This window comes from Listeria cornellensis FSL F6-0969 (genome assembly GCF_000525855.1).
In the GTDB taxonomy this organism is placed as follows: Bacteria; Bacillota; Bacilli; order Lactobacillales; family Listeriaceae; genus Listeria_A; species Listeria_A cornellensis.
In genome coordinates this window covers 1-18696 of the sequence record NZ_AODE01000039.1, presented here as the reverse complement: position 1 = coordinate 18696, position 18696 = coordinate 1, and the positions used below count along the sequence as shown (strand labels likewise).

The following is an 18696-nucleotide window of genomic DNA, read 5'->3' as shown; positions in this document are numbered from 1 at the left end:
TAATGATTTACAGTGTAGGAATGACCACTATGGGTTCATACAATGAGGTGGATAAGGAGTATTTTGATATAATGATTGACATAAGAAGAGTGTTAAATCCATTATTTGAGAAATATGATATATATGCATATACAGTAGATAAAAAAAGGAAAGGTGATATATCACTACCTCTAAAAGCTAAGCGGTATATAAATTTTTATCTAGAAAAAATAATGGATGAGCTACCATCAATCATTGAAGATGGGAAGTATATAGTAATTCCTAAAGGTGAAGAAATAAACGAATTAGTAACGAACATATCAAATCTTAATGTTATTGGAAATATTGATTACTTTTTAGTAGAAAATTCAACTATAACATTCCGAGTTTTAGAAGGCGAGAACATTAATTTCTATGCTAGAGATTTCAATATTTTAGTTGAAGAGCTTGATTTTAAAGCTTAATATCTTTACTATGGAAGATGGTATTGCTGTTATTATTTTAAAGCAGAATTAATAAGTAAATTCAAAAGAACGTGCCATTTCGTGGCACGTTCTTTTCTGCAGATGCCTACAAGTATCATGATAACGATATGGAATGCAATAGAAAAGAGGTGTAATCGATGTTAGAAAATAATATCTTTACTTTGCAGTATGATATAGAAGTAGATGTCATACCTGAGGATGATATACTAAACGAGATTCTGGAGAAAATCCTTATGGAAGCAAATGAACCTATCAGTATTTTTTAGAACAGGATATTGTGAAAAGGGAAAAGTTGAATGATATATTTTCTGAAAGCGATTTTGAAGAAATCACATTTAATAGAAGTAAAATGTACTACAAGCCACAGAAACCACGAATGAAGCCAAACAAAACCCATTTGGCTATGCCGGCTATACGTATGACAAAGAAATTGGTATGTATTACTTGATGGCTCGCTACTATGAACCAGAACAAGGTATTTTTATTAGCTATGACCCAGAGCCAGGTGATGAAGATAACCCTCAAATGATGAATGGCTATAATTATGCAAACAACAATCCAGTGATGTATCTGGACCCTGATGGCAAGATAGCATGGTGGGTTGTGGCGGCCGCGGGAGGAGCAGCATGGGGTACAGCTAAATATCTGTATAAAAATCGTAATAAAGGCTATTCTGTTAAAGGGCTTGCATGGGCAGCGGGAAGAGGAGCCGTCGATGGAGTGTGGAAAACAGGAGTTGGTCGTATCATTGGTGTAGGTGGTACCATAAGAGTAGTCGCGAAGCTTGCTAAAAGAAAGAATTTGATTAAAAGTATTAAAACGTATGGCAAGTCACTAATTAGAAATCCCAGAAAACACCTGAGAACAACATTGTTAAATAAAAATATTGCTAAAAAATCAAAAACGAATTACTCAAAACTACGCAGTAGAATTAATAGTAAAAAAAGTGAATAATTTCTACAAGAATAAAAAAATTCACAAAGGTAAAGTTGTGAGTAAAAGAAGGAAGTGATTAAGATTGTTTTCTTAACTAGTGTTATAGTTAGTCTGTTTTGTATTACAATAGCTGTATACAGTGGACACTTGCTGCAGGTTTTGAAGGATTTATCAGAGAAGGGATCAGGGCTACTTACAACGATGGCGTCTATATTGTGTATTTTGGAAATTTGTTATTCATCTGCGCTATCCTTTATTTTCTTTGTGATTTGGGATGTGCACAATAATCTCATACTTTATCAGACAATCGTGTTTCTGCTAGTCACCTTGGTATTACTATATATTTTTTACAAGCTGAGTAAAAATAAAATGATGGTGATTTTATCTGTTATATGGTGTGGGCTAATGACATTTTATATGATCTATCTTTTTAATCAATTTTTTCTATTGGTTTAAAAAATATTTTTAAGGTAGAAGGATAGTTGCATAGAGTTAATTGGAAAAGGAGAATGAGGCGATTCCATGAATATATTAATTAGTCTACTCTGCGTTTTTACCGGCTTATTTTCGAGTTATTTATTAAAAACATTTACCGAGATAAATGTTAAGCTGAAAACTAGCTGGAGCGAAAAGTCTGTTTATGCAATTTTTACAGGGATTATAGTATGTAGTATGTCCCTTTCTTATGCTCTATTTCTAGTATGGGATGGAGAAAATAATAACCTTATCTTACTAATAACGAACATACTTATTATGGTTGTTATTATAGCGAATTGGATAATGTATTATTTCAAAAGAAGTAACAGGATGATCATGATATCAATGATTTGGAATCTATTGATGTGTGCTTATATAATTTATTTATTTTATATTTCATTTATAGCAATAGAATAGTTATGACGCACAGGGCTATCCCTACTTAATTATTTTGTTAACACTAAAATGACTAGACAATAACATGCGGTTTGGGACCCATAAAGCAGCGTAAGAGTATAGTTCACAGTGTCTTTGTAGGTAATAATTAGAACCTGAATAAGTATGTTCTCCTTGAATGAGGAGGACATACTGTACATATACATGCTATAAAATTTATTACTTGAGGTGTATAAATTATGTTTAACCATCTAAAAAATCTACTAGAAGAATTATATGGAGCTTCAAAACTTGAAACACCTTGGCAAGGAGTACTGTATGGACCAATTTCTGATTCGGAATATGAAACATATCTCTCACCACCACTTAGTTTAGAGGAGTTGGAAGTATATCAAAAGCATTTAAAAGAGTGGCACCTATACACCAAGGATGAGCTACTGGAACCATTTAAGAAATTACTTTTAGAGTTTTCGAATGGGGCTATACTATTCAATGATATCATTATTCCTGGTCATAAGAGAAAATATCAAGGGATGACGTTAGAGGAGAAGGACTTGCAGCCGACTGGTATTGAGGAGATTACATCATTATCATGGATGCCGGACAAATTTTTCGTAATTGGAAAATCTGTTCAACGTGACACGCTATATCTGCTCACTAACAAGGAAAGCGTTATGGAGATTAAAGATAAGAATATCAGTTATCATTATAATAAAATGGATATAGTTGGGGAATATGAAGATATATACTCGTGGCTAGAGAAGATAATATTGGCACACACTTATTCAGGTGATAGTTTAAATAATGGCTTGAGCATTACTACTGCGAAGGTGCAAAAAGAAGCTTTGAGAGTGGACTGGAATGAACCTTTAGCGTTGGAAGAACTACAGCGTTTTGAAAGTATTCATGATATGGAATTGCCCACTGAGTATAGAGATTTTTTACTAAAGCATAATGGTGGGGAGATTGATAGCTCAGCTGGTCCGACTGTTGCTATGCTAAGTTTAGACAAGCCTGATAATGCAGAACTATATGTCGAAAAAGTGGCTGATAACGTTTTGCAAGTGGCTGTGGAAAGCGACGGAGAGCCAGTGTTTCTGAATTGCAGTACAGGCGAAGTATTCCAAAAACGAGAATTTGAAACATCCTATGATTCATGGGATAAATGGTTGGAATACGAAGCTGAAATTATTGAATAGAGGCTGTTGTTAATGTGAATAGGAAGGTTATCTAAGGGGTGGATAAATAAAACAAAAAATAAGGTAGGAGAATAAGCCATGAAAAAAAAGACTAAGGAAGAAATTGCTAGATAAGCTATACAATGCAAATCAGGTAGAATTTGAATGGATGTATAAGCATGCTCAAAGGAAACGTAATCATAGCCTCAAGTATAGTGTACTTGAGATTATGGCATCAGATAGGGAAGCCGGAACGATAGATGGTGATGTGAAAAAAATATTGTTGAAGAGCCTGGTTCAAGAAGATAGATACACAGCCTCTATGATCCTGGATGAGCTTATAGATATCTATGATGAAGAACTCATTTCATATGCTATAGATAACCTGACCGATGAGTATTTTTTCAAAAGACTAGTCTGTGCAGAATATTTAGGGGTTCATAGAGAAACAAGGGCTGTTCCTATGCTAATAACATTACTAGATGATGCAGATGATCAAGTAAGGGTACAAGTAATCGAGGCTCTGGGGAGAATGGGAGATAAGAGCGTGGTACAGGTGTTATTAGGTCAATTAAAGAACACTGATAATGAATTTTTGAAATGTGCATACTATGCAGCGTTATACAATCTGGAGGGTGATAAAACATGGATAAATAAATTAATAGGATTACTTCAATCTGCAGACTCCATCGTTCAAACCAGAGCAGCAAATCGTTTAGTCCAAATTACAGAAGGAGAAGTATTTTTTCATGAGATTCTAGATGCATTAGAGAGACAAATCTTAATCGAAACAAAACAAATCACAAAAAGAAGAGTTGCAAAGAGTGAGGTTATGCTTGTTGGAAATGAAACAATAATTAGGGGGACGCAGAAGAGATGCCTGAGTGAGGTCTAACCCTATAGATTAACTTGGACAAATTTTATTGAATAAAAAATGAGAGTATGTATAAACTTGGTTTATTTATACATACCTCTTACATAATGTAAAAAAAAAAGAGCTAGTTCTTAGAAAGGAGAAATATGACACCTGAAAACATAAAAAATATAAAAAAAAATGAATGCTAAAGAGTTACAAAAAAAAATTAAAAAACACTACAGATGAAGGGATTCAAATCTTCCTTTTGAGCGAATTGGGCAAGTTCTCCAAAGGCCCAACAGTGCAGGATACTTTATTAAGATACACAGAAAGCCCATCCGTGGCTTTACGCTCAACGGCTTTTGATGCATTAATTAAAAATGGACATAAAGAGGTAATAAATGCGGCAATAAAACATCTGGATGATGAGTATAAAGTAGTAATTAGGTGCATAGAATTGCTAGGTTTTCATCGTATTTTGAAGGCAATACCTTTGCTTAAATCACTGATGAACAATCCGAATAAATGGATACAATTTTATGCAGCTGACAACTTAGGTGATATGAATGATGACTCACTAATTTCTTTTCTAAGTACTCAGTTGGAAGGAGAAATCGAGGATATAGTTCGAAGTGGTTGTTACTCGGGAATTATCAAATTAGTTGAGTATGAAGAAGATGTACCGTTTTGGATTGGAAAAATGGGAGAGCTCTTGATGAATACAAAAGATCCCGATGCGGCATATGTTACTATCAATTCGCTGACAGATTTCGCAGATGCTCCATTTAGTAAACAGATAATAACTATTTTGCAAAGCAGATTAGATGTGGAGGAGGACAATAAGCTAATCAGATTACTGGAATGGAGTTTGGCTTGCATAGAGCGATGGGAGAAATTGTGAGCTGTTCTGTAATTAATTATAAGTATAAAATTACAGTGTCTTTGTGAGTGGTGATTAGAACCTGAATAAGTATGTTCTCCTTGTATATGAGGAGAACATGCTGTACATATAGATTTGATAATGGAAAATATACTTACAGAGCCCAGAAAAAATGTAATTTGGATAAGATTAATATTGTTACGAAATATACACTATAAATCACATGATTAAGGAGAATAATCATGAATCATAATTTCCTAAAAATGCTAGACAAGTGTGCAGATAAATATGATTTTCCTGTACTAGACAATGCAAATATACCAATGGTTGCATGCAAAGTATAGCTTTAGTTGTGTATATATTTTACGTGATAGGAATCTTTGTTCATTACAGCTAAAGCAAAACCAGTGTAAAATTACAAAATATGAATAGGAGCATAAAAATGGATAATAGCATATATACTACTAGTGAGGACAATGTAAATGATTTAAAGAAGAACTGGTCTAGGTCAGATGCGTATGTAGTTGAAATTGATGGAAAATCAATAGGCTCATGGGAAGATTATATTACTAAAATTGAAAAAGCCTTTGATTTTCCGACAAGCTGCATCGATACAGTTGATGGTTATTTGGACTGGATTCGGGATCTCAGTTGGATAGATAAAGAGAGTTACAAGCTTGTCATTCATCATTATAATTATTTTCTAGCTAAGGAGCCGAAATTAAAGGCAAGTATTATGAATGATTTTAAAGAGATTATACTTCCTTTTTGGCAAGATGAAGTTCAAACTGTAGTGATTGGCGGAGAGCCACGTTCATTTGATGTATATCTTGTAGAGTAGTTTTGCAACCAGCGAGTAATATTGAATCTAATAACTTCGGAGGGACGCAATGAATCTCATTTTAGATTTTGGAATAAATTTTATCGCGTTTTTCATTTTCATATTGATACCATTTTTAATTAAAATGAAGAGCGAAAAAATGACTACTGTATTTCAGGGAATATCGATGTTTACTGGAATTTTCATTGTAGGAACGTTACTATTCCTCACATAATGCAACATTTCTCAAATAGGAGGTAAAATGGATAATAATTTACTACTTTTCTTTGCTGTAATGGTGGTCGTGCTTGCAGTTGTGCTGATACTTTTATATTTGAAAAAGAGGAACAGGCATCATCCTTCTTTTAATGTAATTGCTGTTGTGGCCTATGTTGTAACGCTCGTTGCCTACATGACGTTCTTTGTATACAGCTTCTAGACTACCACAAGGGGATGTCTTATATATCTATAATAAAACTCACTGCAAGCAAAAATAATTATACACCAACAAGGAGGAACAAAAAATGTCCACAAAATTCATGTATGAACGTTTACTAAAATGCCAACAGGAGCAGAAACTCGTGGCTATCTATACGGCTCGTGAAGCAGATTATTTCGAGGCGGGGTACATCGAAGCGCTCACTGCAAGCGATGTCATGTTCCGTGCTAGGCGTGCGGATGGCTATGAGGAAGGGTTTGTCGTGCTGCCATTGGAAATGGTGTATCGCATCGAAATCGACACGGCTTTTCTGAAAACCGCAGAATTACTCGCGAAGCAGTTAGGCCAACCGAGAAGTCCGGCGTTCTTTGACAAAGCACCAAACAAAAAGCATTCGCTATTCGAAATTGCGGTGGATCATGTGTATCAAAATGAGGAAATTGCGGGTATTGAGATCCTGGGAGACGAGGCTCAGGTTGCAGGGATTATCGCGGAGAATGATTATGAAGGCTTGGAAATCAGTCTGGTCACCGATGAGGGACGTCCGGATGGCACTTGCTGGATCAAAAAAGAAGACATCATTGCGGTTCGATTTGGCGGCAGCGTTGAGCAAGATATGATGCGGAAACTGCGGAAGCAAACAAGGTAAGGTGAGAGCAGGCTCTTCTCGAGTTTTGAGGAGGGTTTGTTTTATAGAATAGGCAGGCGGTGATATCTTTGGATTCGTTGTTAAATATATCTATACACTTATTATTGATGATTATGATACTAGTTTTAATAGGTATTAAGAAATTTAAATGGGGTTTTCTTGATAGAGCAGTTTCATATATCATGTTGGTTATCTGGTTTCTAATTGTCGGTATAGGTTTTTATGTAACAATATAACATCGAGGCAGGTGGGAAATGGAGTTTTCAAATATATATCGTTTTGTTTATTTTGGGGTGTTTTTTTCTTCTGTTTTTGGTCACCGTGGTACTTTATTTTGCAATGAAAGCCTATGGACATAATAAGTGGTTAACTCTGGGCTCGATTTGTGTATTTTTGTTGATTGTCGGGCTTTATGCCAAGTACGTGATGGACACTTTTATTTATTATGAGTGATGCAAAGGAGTCAAGGAAGCATGTGGGGATTTATTTTATATTTGATTGGTGGGATTATTAGTTCTGTTATCGGTATTGTTGTACTTGATAGCAAGACTCCCATTATTAAAAAAATGATAGGCGTGGTGTTTTTCCTAGGTTTAGGGTCTGTGCTATTAAAAAATGCATGGGAGAGCGGTAAGACGATATTTGGTGGTTGAAGGTTAAAGAGTGGTGGATCATGATTGAACTTATAAACGATTTTCTCTACGTGTTTATAGTAATTGCCTGCCTCATGTTAGTAAATTTTAAAAGCGAGAAATGGAAAAGTTTTTTGGGGCGTATTATTCACATTTTGGTTGCTGATTACTGTTAGTGTAGTAATATTTTTGTAGATGAAGGGGTGGCAAAATTGTATCAAGAAGCGAGTGTGATGGCGTTAATAATCAATTTTATAGTTGTAGTTGTTATACTTGTTATTTATAAGATGAAAATTTATAAAACACGAAGGAAAATGGCTTCGTTGATTGTTGTATGCCTGTTTTTTATTGCGACTGTGGTATATGTGGTACCTAAGATACTTGCTTGGGTTTGACTATGGGCAATATACAGAGTGGAAAAAGCAAAACAGTAAAAATGGAAGGTTTATTGCTAATTGAGGCTGATGAGATTGAGATAGATGCCTCTAAATTTGAGAATTTGATTTAACGAATAGTATAAATTCAGGAGGTACATTATGATTCGATATGATAAAATCCTGGTTAGCATATATTCACCTGAACTGGATAGTTATGCAAATCAAGGTGATATTCTGTTTCTTTCTCAAAAAGGTGATTCTGCTAAACAACTATTCAAGCCGAGAAGAGGTACATCCTATTTTGTAGCGCTCAGTGATGGCAGAAAACCAAGTGCTATCGGTGTTATAAAAACAATAAAGGACGGAATAACAGCAGAAAATTTGGCGAAGCTGGATTGTATGACTAGGAATAAGAAAACTGCGATTCCTGATAATTTAGAGGTGTATGAAAAAATTTTTAGAACGTATTAATAAATTTCCAGAAAATCAGCCAATAGCGCTGTACTGGCAGGATAGGTTTGGTTCTAAGGAGAAGACGCTGGTTGTTAATAAAGCCATTGTAAGAGGATATGGGGATCTAAATTTGGAGGAGATTTTTCAATTTGATTATGAGTTGAGCATGGAGGATTACTAAGAAAAAGGAGGCCAAAATGAAAATCACTGAAAAAGTCTTACTGGAGAATGAGTTCTATCTGTATTCTGAGAATGGCGGTGGTCCAGCTTCTCACTCTATCACGAACGGCAAGCTAGCAATTTTAAACGATAAGCAGCGTTTGGAGTTTTCGTACCCTTATAATCAGCCAACTTTTACAATATGTCATGCTATTTTGGCGGAAGGTCGGAAACTGTTTCTTATTGTTAGTGATTGGCTGGAGGATGAGGGTCTGTACATTTTGAGTTTCAGCGACAGTGCTAGTAGTTATGCTATAGTAGGTGAAGGTTTGACAGGTTTTTTAGTGATCGATGGGCTAGCTTATTTGTTGTATCACGAGGAAGGCGTATACCATACACATTCAGACAATCAGTTAAATGGATATAGTATGTACGCTTTATTAAAATGGAATCCTATTCAAAATGAAATGGTGCGTGTGTTGCCTGACGAGTTTCTTCCTATCGATGACGCTAATTCGTTTTGCTACGACGGTAAAGGAAATTTGTATATTTTCTATTACGGCGAAGTGAATGAGATTTATGGGGATTTTTGTTTGAAGTACAATTTGGCTACGAATCAAGGTGAATACTACACGGTTCCAACTTATTACTATGGTTCTTATTATTATGATAACCGCTGTTTTGGGTTTGATGGGAAAGGAATTATGAAGTTTAATAGCGAAATGGAGCCAATGGATTACACTGCACTCGATATGTCGGAAATGAACGATATAATAGGTGGCTATCAAGAATTAGTTATTATTAAAGAGGACAAATCCTATTCCGTTTATAAGTAAAAACCATGATTTGTACACTAATACCTTTAATTTGTCTATATAATCCAGATATAGCTATGCTAAAATTAATATGAAAGCGTTTTTATTTAGTATGCCTTGGGGAGATTAGAAGACAAAATTGAAAAGGGGTTTTTGCATGAGTAAGAAGAGCTTGATTTTTTCGATTGTTTTTGTTCTATGTGTTAGTTTGATTCCGATGTTTTCGTTGCCATCTCGAAGTGTGCAGGCCGAGGAGCAGGTCACGAATAAGAATTTCTTGGTTTATTATCGGGCTTGGCGGGACGTGGAGATGAAAGGGGTTAATACGAGTTTGCCGGATGAAAACTGGATTAGTATGAGCGATATTCCGTACGGGATTAATATTGTCAACGTTTTCAGTTATGTGCCACCGGGTCAGGAGGAGCTTGCAAAACCGTTTTTTGATAAGCTAAAAACGGAATATGGACCGGAGTTGCATGCGCGTGGGGTTAAGTTGATTCGTGGTTTTGACTACTCGAAATTGCTGACAGTGCCGCATGCGGGTAGTTTTCCGACTGAGAAGGAATTTGACGATTATGCGAAAGCTTTGCTGGATGAATTGATGATTCCGTGGGGTTTGGACGGGCTGGATATTGATATGGAAACGTATCCAAGTCCGGCTGACGTGAAAATTTCTGATGGTGTTATCAAGGCGTTATCGAAGTATATTGGTCCGAAAGCGAATAATGGGACGCTCTTTTTGTACGATACCAATGCAGAAACGATGGCTCCGTTCGAGAATGTGAGCGACAGTTTTGACATGTTGGCGTATCAGCAGTATGGCAGTGGCACGGATAGGACGGAGATGTCGTCGAATGCTTATGCGCCGTATATTGCGAAGGATAAGTTCTTGCCGGGTCTGACTTTCCCGGAGGAGCAGGATCGGAATCGTTGGTATGACACGAAACTTCCGTATGAGGAATCGAATATGTACCAGCTGGCGAAATATGTGCGGGAGAACGATTTGTCGGGGATGTTCTTGTACGCCTTCGATCGCGATGGCAAAACGTATAATGAGCCTGATATAAGCAGCGTTTCACCGTCGAATCTGCTATGGACGAAAACGGCAATTTTGGAGGTTAACGGTTATTCTGTAGAAAGCGCGAAGGAGTTGGCGAAACATCATTTGCAGCGTATTCAGTACAGTAAAGGTATCGCCAGCGCCAAAGTTGCCGAGCTTGAGAACCTTATTGACAAGGCGAGCAATCTGTACGAGGTGAATGTCGCGATTCTAGGTGCAAATTTTGAAACGGCGATTAGCCCGAGTTACGATCCTATTTTGGAGAAAGTGCTAACGAGTATTGACCTCACATCAGCGTTTGCGGCGATTGACGAAGCTAATTTCATCTTGTCTAAAGTCGAGAATAATACGGCGAATGTGAACGCTTTGAAAACGGCGAAAAACGAATTAACAAACTTGATCGGCGGGAAGAAATATACGGAGGCGGAAGTAAGTGAAGCTGTGGCAAATCTCGCGAGCCGTATTGCAGCCGTCCCGCAACCAGTGACTGCGATTTATCAGGATACGAATGGCGAAAAACTTGCGGACAATGCGCAACTTACCGGAAAATTTGGCGAGAGTTACGACTTCGCGCAAAAAGATATTCCAGATTATACGTTGCAAGAGGTTAACGGCAAGAGTAGCGGCACGTTTTCAGAAACGGCACAAGAGGTCGTTTACATTTACGCAAAAGCTGCACCGGCGCCAGTACCAACCGTGGATAATGGGCAAGCTGTGAAAGTCGTAGAAGCTGCGGCCGCTGTGAAAAGTCCAGAAAAAGTTGGTGAACTCCCAGAAACGGGCGACGAGTCATCGAATAAATGGCTAATCCTCGTTGGTTTGCTAGCAATTTTGACGTCTGTGATCATTCTTTATAGGAAAAAAGAGAAGGCGTAATAAATAGGGTTTGACAATCTGCGCCAAACCTAGTGTTCTAAAAGCGTATTTTAGGAATGGAAAGAGGTGAGGAACCCATGAAATTCTCGATAGCACGTTTGAAGTTAGTTGCCAATTTATGCAGTATCATCCGTGCCATTTTTTCCATCTTTTCAGTTACAGGACACAAGTCTGTCCAACTTGCGTAACTGAATATCGAAAAAATAAGAGAAGCATGGATTCCCACGTTGAAATAAGATAGAGAAGAAGCTTGGCATTTGTCTCGAATTTTGAAATAGTGCGTTTTCTGACGCGTTGTTTGCCGGATTATCGAGGATTTGCTTAAGCTTTTTTGTGTACACCAAAATAGCAATTGTTTCACGTGAAACATAGAGACTATATACCCATGTTGAAAGAACGTGAAAAACGGCTGTAACTCCTTTCATATCAAAATAGTTGGCTGATGGTCTAAAAGTCAAACTAGTTCAGAAAAAACTGATAATTGCAAGCCTCTTGACATATGACGCTATTTCTTGTAGCATTTATCTAATTAGCAAAATCTATCGGCGGAAACGAAGAGGAGTTGCGAGCGATTTTTTCTACTATAGAATGGCTTGTAATTTTGGAGCGGTGACGTCAACCAAATTTGAAGGAGTGTTGCGACCCATGTGGGAGACTAAGTTTGCAAAAGAAGGTCTTACTTTTGATGATGTATTGTTGGTACCGGCGAAGTCGGATGTACTGCCGAATGAAGTGGATTTGAAAGTCGAAATGACGCCGACACTGAAGCTCAATGTACCGGTTTTTAGTGCGGGTATGGATACGATTACGGAGGCTAAAATGGCGATTGCAATTGCACGTCAAGGTGGCATCGGGGTTATTCATAAGAACATGACAGCCGATGAGCAAGCTGGGGAAATTGAGAAGGTGAAACGTTCGGAGAGTGGTGTTATTATTGACCCATTCTACTTGACGCCAGATCATAAAGTATTTGACGCGGAGCATTTGATGGCGAAATATCGCATTTCTGGTGTACCGATTGTTAATAATGAAGAAGATCGCATTCTTGTTGGGATTTTGACCAACCGTGATTTGCGTTTCATTACAGACTATTCGATCGTGATTTCTGATGTGATGACGAAGGAAAACCTAGTTACAGCACCAGTTGGCACGACGTTGAAGCAAGCTGAGAACATCCTACAGAAGCACCGGATTGAGAAACTTCCACTCGTGGATGACAATGGTGTTTTGAAAGGTCTTATTACGATAAAAGATATTGAAAAAGTGATCGAGTTCCCGAATTCGGCAAAGGATTCTCATGGTCGTTTGCTCGTTGCCGCAGCAGTTGGCGTGACGCATGATACGCTGAGCCGTGCGGAAAAACTAGTCAAAGCTGGCGCGGATGCTATCATTATTGATACGGCGCACGGTCACTCGCAAGGCGTTTTGAATAAAATTGCTGAGATTCGTGCGGCGTTCCCAGATGTGAATATTGTTGCTGGTAACGTGGCTACGGCCGAAGCAACGCGTGAACTTTTTGATGTGGGGGTGGATATCGTGAAGGTGGGTATCGGGCCTGGTTCGATTTGTACAACGCGTGTAGTGGCAGGTGTTGGTGTGCCTCAGATTACGGCGATTTATGATTGTGCGACGGTTGCGCGTGAGTATGGCAAAACGATTATTGCGGATGGCGGGATTAAGTATTCCGGCGATATCGTGAAGGCTCTTGCGTCTGGCGGACATGCGGTTATGATCGGTAGTATGTTTGCTGGAACCGACGAAAGTCCTGGCGAAACGGAAATTTTCCAAGGTCGTCGTTTTAAAACGTATCGTGGTATGGGTAGTCTTGCTGCGATGGAGAAGGGCTCTAAGGACCGTTATTTCCAAGCGGATGCGAAGAAGCTAGTTCCGGAGGGTATTGAAGGGCGCGTGCCTTACAAGGGCTCTCTTGCGGACGTGCTGTTCCAACTGATTGGCGGTATTCGTTCTGGTATGGGTTATTGCGGTTCGGCCGATTTGCGCCACTTACGTGAAGAGTCGCAATTCATCCGGATGACTGGTGCGGGCTTGCGTGAGTCGCATCCACACGATATCCAAATTACAAAAGAAGCGCCAAACTATAGTATTTCCTAAATAAAAATAAAGCGTACTAGGCTTGATGAGACTCGCAAATCTCATCAAATCTAGTACGCTTTTTTGTGTGGTCTAGTTTTTCCGCGTTCTCGCTTGTGCTACGAATAGCATGGAAGCAAGCAGGCATAAAAGTAAGCCAACTAGGATTAAATTGCGCTCGGAGCTGTCACCAGTTTTTGGTATTTTTGAATCTGTTGTTTTTGTCGGTGTGCTCGTTTCTTCGAGAACTGGTGCTTTTTTTGCTGGGTCTTGGATGCTTGGTTTTTCTACGTTCGATGTTTCTGTGCCAGGTTTCTCCGGATCCGGTTTTTCTGTGCTCGGTTTCTCCGGATCTGGGCTGACTGGCGTTGGATCAAGCGGTGTAGGGTCATCCATTGATGGTGGTGCGGGTTGGAACGTAATCACATTATCCATCACGACTTTCACCGGAGTCTGATCGTCGCCAAACGGAATTTCAAATAGGAGCGGCGCGCTGTCCAATGTGTAGCCAGCAGGAGCCGTGGTCTCGACGAAGCTATACTTCCCGGGTTTCAACCCATCCACTGCCAAAAGTCCATTCTCATCTGTTGTAAGCCCTTCTTGTAAAACCGCACCTTGCGCGTCTAGTAGGTCAAAAACAGCGCCAGCTAATAAAATCGCATGGTCAGATGCGCTGACTTTTGTTAGCTCCACAGACCCATTTTTCATCGTGTTTTCTTTGACTAAAGTAACAGGAGTCTGGTCATCACCAAAAGCAATGTCGAACGCGATTGGTGTGCTATCCAATGTATAGCCAGCTGGAGCCGCCGTTTCAACAAAGCTGTATTTTCCAGGCTTCAAATTAGAAACTTCCAAAAATCCGTTGCCATCGGTAGTCAGGCCAGTTTTCAAAATCGTACCTTGCTCATCTAACAAGTCAAAAGTAGCTCCGGCAAGCATCATTGCATGGTCGTCCGAATCAACTTTCGTCAGTTCCACAGAACCGTTCTTCATCGTGTTTTCTTTGCTTACAGTAACCGGATTTTGGTCATCGCCAAAAGCAATTTCGAACGCGACCGGTGTACTATCTAGTGTGTAACCAGAAGGAGCCGCAGTTTCGACAAGGCTGTACTTCCCAGGTTTCAAATTCGCAATTTTCAAGTATCCGTTTATATCGGTAGTTAGGTTCTGCCTTAAAACGGTACCTTGCTCATCTAGTAAGCTAAAAACAGCACCGGGTAGCAGGGCTTGCTTGTTTGCTGAATCGACCTTCGTCAGTTCCGCAGAACCATTCTTCATCGTGTTTTCTTTGACTACAGTAACAGGAGTCTGATTATCGCCAAAAAGAATTTCGAACGCGATGGGCGCTTTATCCAGCGTGTAGCCGATAGGTGCCGAGGTCTCGACAAGGCTGTATTTTCCTGGATTCAAACTAGAAATTTTCAAAACACCATTTGCAGCAGTGCTCAGGCCAGCTTTCAAAGTTGTACCTTGTTCGTCTAGTAAATCAAAAGTGGCCCCAGCAAGCTTCACTGAGTGGTCTGCCGAATCGACTTTTGTCAGTTCCACTGAACCAGTTTTAACGATGTTCTTGGTCTGTAAGATAATCGGGTCAGTATCTTGCTCGGTAATCGTCACGGATTGAGGTGTGTTATCAAGAACGTAACCGGCCGGCGCAGCTGTCTCTACTATTGTATACGTGCCAGTTTGCAATGCCGCCGATAGCAGAATCCCGGCTTTATCCGTCTCCCCTTGGAACACCACCGTACCGTTCGTGTCTGTGATGGTATATTCGGCGCCAGCGACCGGTTGATTGAAGTTATCCGTTTTCATTATTTGGATTCGGCCATCGTATTTCTTCGTTGCGACGGTATTTGACTGGATAATGTTATTGGATAGGTTCATATAGGCCGAGTTCAGGAGCGAGTCGCCAATTTTTAAAGTGGAGACGTTGGCTTCAAAAGCCCAACTGTTACTCCCGTTTTTCGGTGTGTCGACGAGCGTTGTTATCGTTACGGAATCTGCATCATATTGAATGTCAAATTTGCTTTTATCATAGTCAAGTATCGATGTGACATGGATACGGGAATCTAGCGGATCAGTAATAATCGTGCCCGCAGGAATGCTCGCGCCATCTAGTGACATCAGTTTTAGCGTGTAGGTAAGCGTGTTTTCATCGTAGTTCAGAATTTGTTTATCCACGCTTTTGCTTAGAACGTAGCTTGTTCCAAAATGCTGAATCGCTTTAACTGGAAAGACTTTCTGAATAGCGTTCGTATTTGACGCTGTGAAATTAGCGGTATTTACTTGCGCGCCAAGGTCGGGGTCATCTACTTTTAAAGCGTATTCAATAAAGTAAGTATCTTCCGCTGCTACATCACCTAAATCTACTTTAAAAGTGCGAGCTGTTGTGTCGTAGCTAATCTTATCTTGGAAATCCGCCGTTGCATATTTAAAACCGACAGCGGCGCCTTGTGCATCAAATGTGGTAGCCTTTAAAATCCTGATGTTATCAACTGTCGTACTATCTCCCGGTATACTGGAATTTTTGTTGGTAGCGACTAAAGAGGTACCAATGGGAAGTGTATCGGTTATGATGACGTCATCTAGAGCCACTTGTTTGTAGTTCACGACAAGCTGGAATTTATTATTTTCAGGTGCCGTTGTATTTAAAACCGCAACATTGTTTTCGTCTAAATCCCCTTTATACCACTTATCAAAAATCGTTGGTACAATCGGATTTTTCTTTGAGACATCAACTGTTATTTCATCGTGCGTGGTCGCATAATCGACTGAAAAAGTCTGTGCATCATTATGTGCATCGCCAATTGTCAGTATCGGTGCGCCAAATTGAATCTGAAAAATACCGTGAAAGGCTTCATTCGAGGCAATCAAGGAGGTGTCTATGGATATTAGTATTTTGTAATTCGCGCCATCCGAGGTGACGCTCTTCAACTTGAATGGTACAGGCAAATCCAGTTTGGATGTAAAATCTGTGACGCTGTAAACGATATCTTTTGGTACAGTGACAGTGAGATCGCCGTTCGCTGGTGTGAAGGAACCAGCGCTACCAGAAAGGTCGATTTTAAGGGTGACTTCTTCTCGGTTAGTAATGGAGCCAGATGGGACAGTAATCGCTGTTTTGATGCTATCTGTGGAGGATGTAGTTTGAGCGGCTACTGCGACCAAGCTAAACGATTGTAAGAATAGGATAAAGCATATCAAGGTTATTAGGTATTTTTGTTTGTTTTTCATTATGTTTCTCCTTTATGGTAATCATTTTTTGAAAAGTCTAACTTATCTAAACGTAGAGAGTGTGTGCCAGATAGGGTCTGTGAAAAAGCAGTATAATTCAATAAGTGCGATTTTTATATAAATTCGTTTAATATGACCTCCTTTTAGTTATTGATTTGAAATAAATGCTATAAAATTCTTTATTACTCACCTACAAAGTAAAATATTAGCATAGACAAGTAAGCGTGTAAAGGATGTCTAAACAGGAGGTCATGACTTTATGTAAATAGGTTTATTAATTGTAAAAAAGATAACCGTGATGCGCTTTATTTGTGTGATGGGTCTTACTAAAAAAGTCTATTTTTGCGTGAGTTCTACTAGGATGTGCGTGTCTTACTACTTAGGTGAAGTGTGTTATGTCTAAAATGTGAATTTTTTGATATAAATGGAATTAATTCGTTTTATTAAAAACTTGTTTCTTTTAGCTAGAATAATCGAACGTGCGCCCTATGTTTGTTTTAGAAATGCGTACGGTGGTATATAGAACTAGCGCAACGTGAGAGACTAGCAGGGGAATGTTGGTCTTTTTTTTGTGGAAATGATTAGGGGGACTGCAAAGTGGGGAATTATCGAAAGTGGCTACTGGGAATGGTTTTGGTTATGTTGTTGAGTATTGTGAGCGTTTCTGCGGTTTCGGCTGCAACGACGTATTATACAACGGGGAGTTTGACGGTGCGCGCTGGGGCTGGAACGAATTACAAGGCGGTTGGTTGGCTGGCAAAGGGCGCAAAAGTGAGCAGTTTAGCGAAAACAGGGAAATGGCACCAGATTATTTTTAAAGGGAAGAAGGCATATGTGTCGGGGAATTATTTGACGACGCGGGTTGTGAAGCCTGTGGTGGCCCCGAAACCTACTGCAAAAGTGTTGCTTAATGTGCCGCTCATTGCGCAGCGACCACAATTGCCAACGGGGTGTGAGATTGTGGCGGTGACAATGATGTTGAAGTATAAGGGCGCGAACGTGGACAAGGTGAGGTTGGCGCGCGAGATGCCAAAACATGCGAGCAATCCGAATTTGGGCTATGTCGGAAGTCCGTTTAATCGTTCGGGCTACACGATTTATCCGCCTGCTTTGATGAAATTAACGAAGAAGTATACGGGTTCAGCGGTGAATTTGACAGGGGCTGCGAACACGACTCTGGAGAAAAAGTTGAAATCGGGTCGGCCGGTCGTTGCTTGGACGCGGATGCATGGATTTAGTGTCCACGCTGTGACGCTTACGGGCTACGATGGCAGTTATTATTATTACAATGATCCGTGGACAGTGAAAAAGAACGTCCGAATTTCGAAGACTTCGTTCAATAGTACGTGGGCTGCTTTGAAAAAACGCGCGATTAGTTACTAAATCAAGGATAAAAACTAATTTTGAAGCGCTTGGGATCTATGAAAAAACGGATTTCGCGAAAGTCCTTCTTTTTTCTGAATGGTTGCACATAAAAATGAAATGTTTTCCAGATGAAATGCCGCTTGATGAATAATAATGCTAACCAGAGAGCAACCAAAAGAAGCACACCATCCATTTTTGGACAGTGTGCTTCTTTTCATGTGTGACTGACTATTACTTGCTTATTCGCCAGCTTGTACTGTTTTACGGTTGACTTCTTTAAAGCTTGCGTTGACGGCTACGACTTCTACTTTATCAGTCGCTTTCGTGATGGTTGCCAGACCATTGATTGTGAAGTTTCCGTTGCTCAATGTTGCATTTTTAACCGGAGCTCCATTGACCCATAGGCGAACAGCGGTAACGTCTTTTCCGTATGTTCCTGTGATGGTCGCATCGCCAAAGGTATACGCATTAACGTCTAGTTTGTAATCATAGATGGAGCCGTTCGGAATCACTGTGACTGTTTTCGTGTTGACTTCTTT

Annotated in this window: 17 protein-coding genes; 15 read left to right on the top strand and 2 right to left on the bottom strand. The window is 39.5% G+C overall.

The features are described from left to right. Positions 1-2 precede the first annotated feature (2 nt). From PCORN_RS14550 to guaB, 14 genes are all read left to right on the top strand, one after another. The gene (locus tag PCORN_RS14550; protein WP_036081953.1) at positions 3-443 is read left to right on the top strand and encodes a hypothetical protein; all 441 of its coding nucleotides are present in this window, start codon (positions 3-5) and stop codon (positions 441-443) included. Between the two features lie 158 nt (positions 444-601). Further along, positions 602-730, top strand: a complete 129-nt coding sequence (locus PCORN_RS20935) for a hypothetical protein (protein WP_277620212.1) — start codon at positions 602-604, stop codon at positions 728-730. Between the two features lie 169 nt (positions 731-899). Next, a complete protein-coding gene (locus PCORN_RS14545; protein WP_051999509.1) occupies positions 900-1418 on the top strand; it encodes an RHS repeat-associated core domain-containing protein in 519 nt (172 codons plus the stop codon). Between the two features lie 1094 nt (positions 1419-2512). After that, on the top strand, positions 2513-3472 hold the full coding sequence (locus tag PCORN_RS14530; RefSeq protein WP_036081948.1) for an SMI1/KNR4 family protein: 960 nt from the start codon (positions 2513-2515) through the stop codon (positions 3470-3472). Between the two features lie 208 nt (positions 3473-3680). Further along, entirely contained in the window at positions 3681-4346 is a 666-nt protein-coding gene (locus PCORN_RS14525; protein WP_206537452.1) for a HEAT repeat domain-containing protein, read from the top strand. A 163-nt stretch (positions 4347-4509) separates the two neighbouring features. Then, positions 4510-5208, top strand: a complete 699-nt coding sequence (locus PCORN_RS14520) for a HEAT repeat domain-containing protein (protein WP_036081944.1) — start codon at positions 4510-4512, stop codon at positions 5206-5208. Positions 5209-5629: 421 nt separating this feature from the next. Continuing rightward, complete coding sequence (locus PCORN_RS18695; protein ID WP_051999508.1) at positions 5630-6028, top strand: barstar family protein; 399 nt, start codon at positions 5630-5632, stop codon at positions 6026-6028. Between the two features lie 503 nt (positions 6029-6531). Next, positions 6532-7095, top strand: a complete 564-nt coding sequence (locus PCORN_RS14510) for a hypothetical protein (protein WP_036081942.1) — start codon at positions 6532-6534, stop codon at positions 7093-7095. Positions 7096-7568: 473 nt separating this feature from the next. Then, on the top strand, positions 7569-7748 hold the full coding sequence (locus PCORN_RS14505; protein ID WP_036081941.1) for a hypothetical protein: 180 nt from the start codon (positions 7569-7571) through the stop codon (positions 7746-7748). A gap of 515 nt (positions 7749-8263) precedes the next feature. After that, the gene (locus tag PCORN_RS14495) at positions 8264-8575 is read left to right on the top strand and encodes a hypothetical protein (RefSeq protein ID WP_036081937.1); all 312 of its coding nucleotides are present in this window, start codon (positions 8264-8266) and stop codon (positions 8573-8575) included. Continuing rightward, positions 8550-8738, top strand: coding sequence for a hypothetical protein (locus PCORN_RS14490; protein ID WP_036081935.1), 189 nt, complete (start codon positions 8550-8552; stop codon positions 8736-8738). Before PCORN_RS14495 ends, PCORN_RS14490 begins: the two co-directional genes overlap by 26 nt. Before the next feature lie 16 nt (positions 8739-8754). After that, positions 8755-9552, top strand: a complete 798-nt coding sequence (locus tag PCORN_RS14485; RefSeq protein ID WP_036081933.1) for a hypothetical protein — start codon at positions 8755-8757, stop codon at positions 9550-9552. Positions 9553-9688: 136 nt separating this feature from the next. After that, positions 9689-11467, top strand: a complete 1779-nt coding sequence (locus tag PCORN_RS14480) for an EndoS/ChiA family endoglycosidase (RefSeq protein ID WP_065520144.1) — start codon at positions 9689-9691, stop codon at positions 11465-11467. A gap of 645 nt (positions 11468-12112) precedes the next feature. Next, positions 12113-13579: an IMP dehydrogenase gene (gene guaB, locus PCORN_RS14475; RefSeq protein ID WP_036081931.1), complete on the top strand. Its 1467-nt coding sequence runs from the start codon at positions 12113-12115 to the stop codon at positions 13577-13579. Positions 13580-13651: 72 nt separating this feature from the next. Here guaB and PCORN_RS17575 read toward each other — a convergent pair whose 3' ends face one another. Then, complete coding sequence (locus PCORN_RS17575; protein ID WP_051999507.1) at positions 13652-16792, bottom strand: MSCRAMM family protein; 3141 nt, start codon at positions 16790-16792, stop codon at positions 13652-13654. A gap of 597 nt (positions 16793-17389) precedes the next feature. On the opposite strand from PCORN_RS17575, the gene PCORN_RS14465 reads away from it, so the two are divergent. Next, the gene (locus tag PCORN_RS14465; RefSeq protein WP_036081929.1) at positions 17390-18175 is read left to right on the top strand and encodes a C39 family peptidase; all 786 of its coding nucleotides are present in this window, start codon (positions 17390-17392) and stop codon (positions 18173-18175) included. A gap of 221 nt (positions 18176-18396) precedes the next feature. Here PCORN_RS14465 and PCORN_RS19465 read toward each other — a convergent pair. Next, positions 18397-18696, bottom strand: a 300-nt coding sequence (locus PCORN_RS19465) for an immunoglobulin-like domain-containing protein (RefSeq protein WP_036081927.1), incomplete at its 5' end; no start/stop codon positions are given.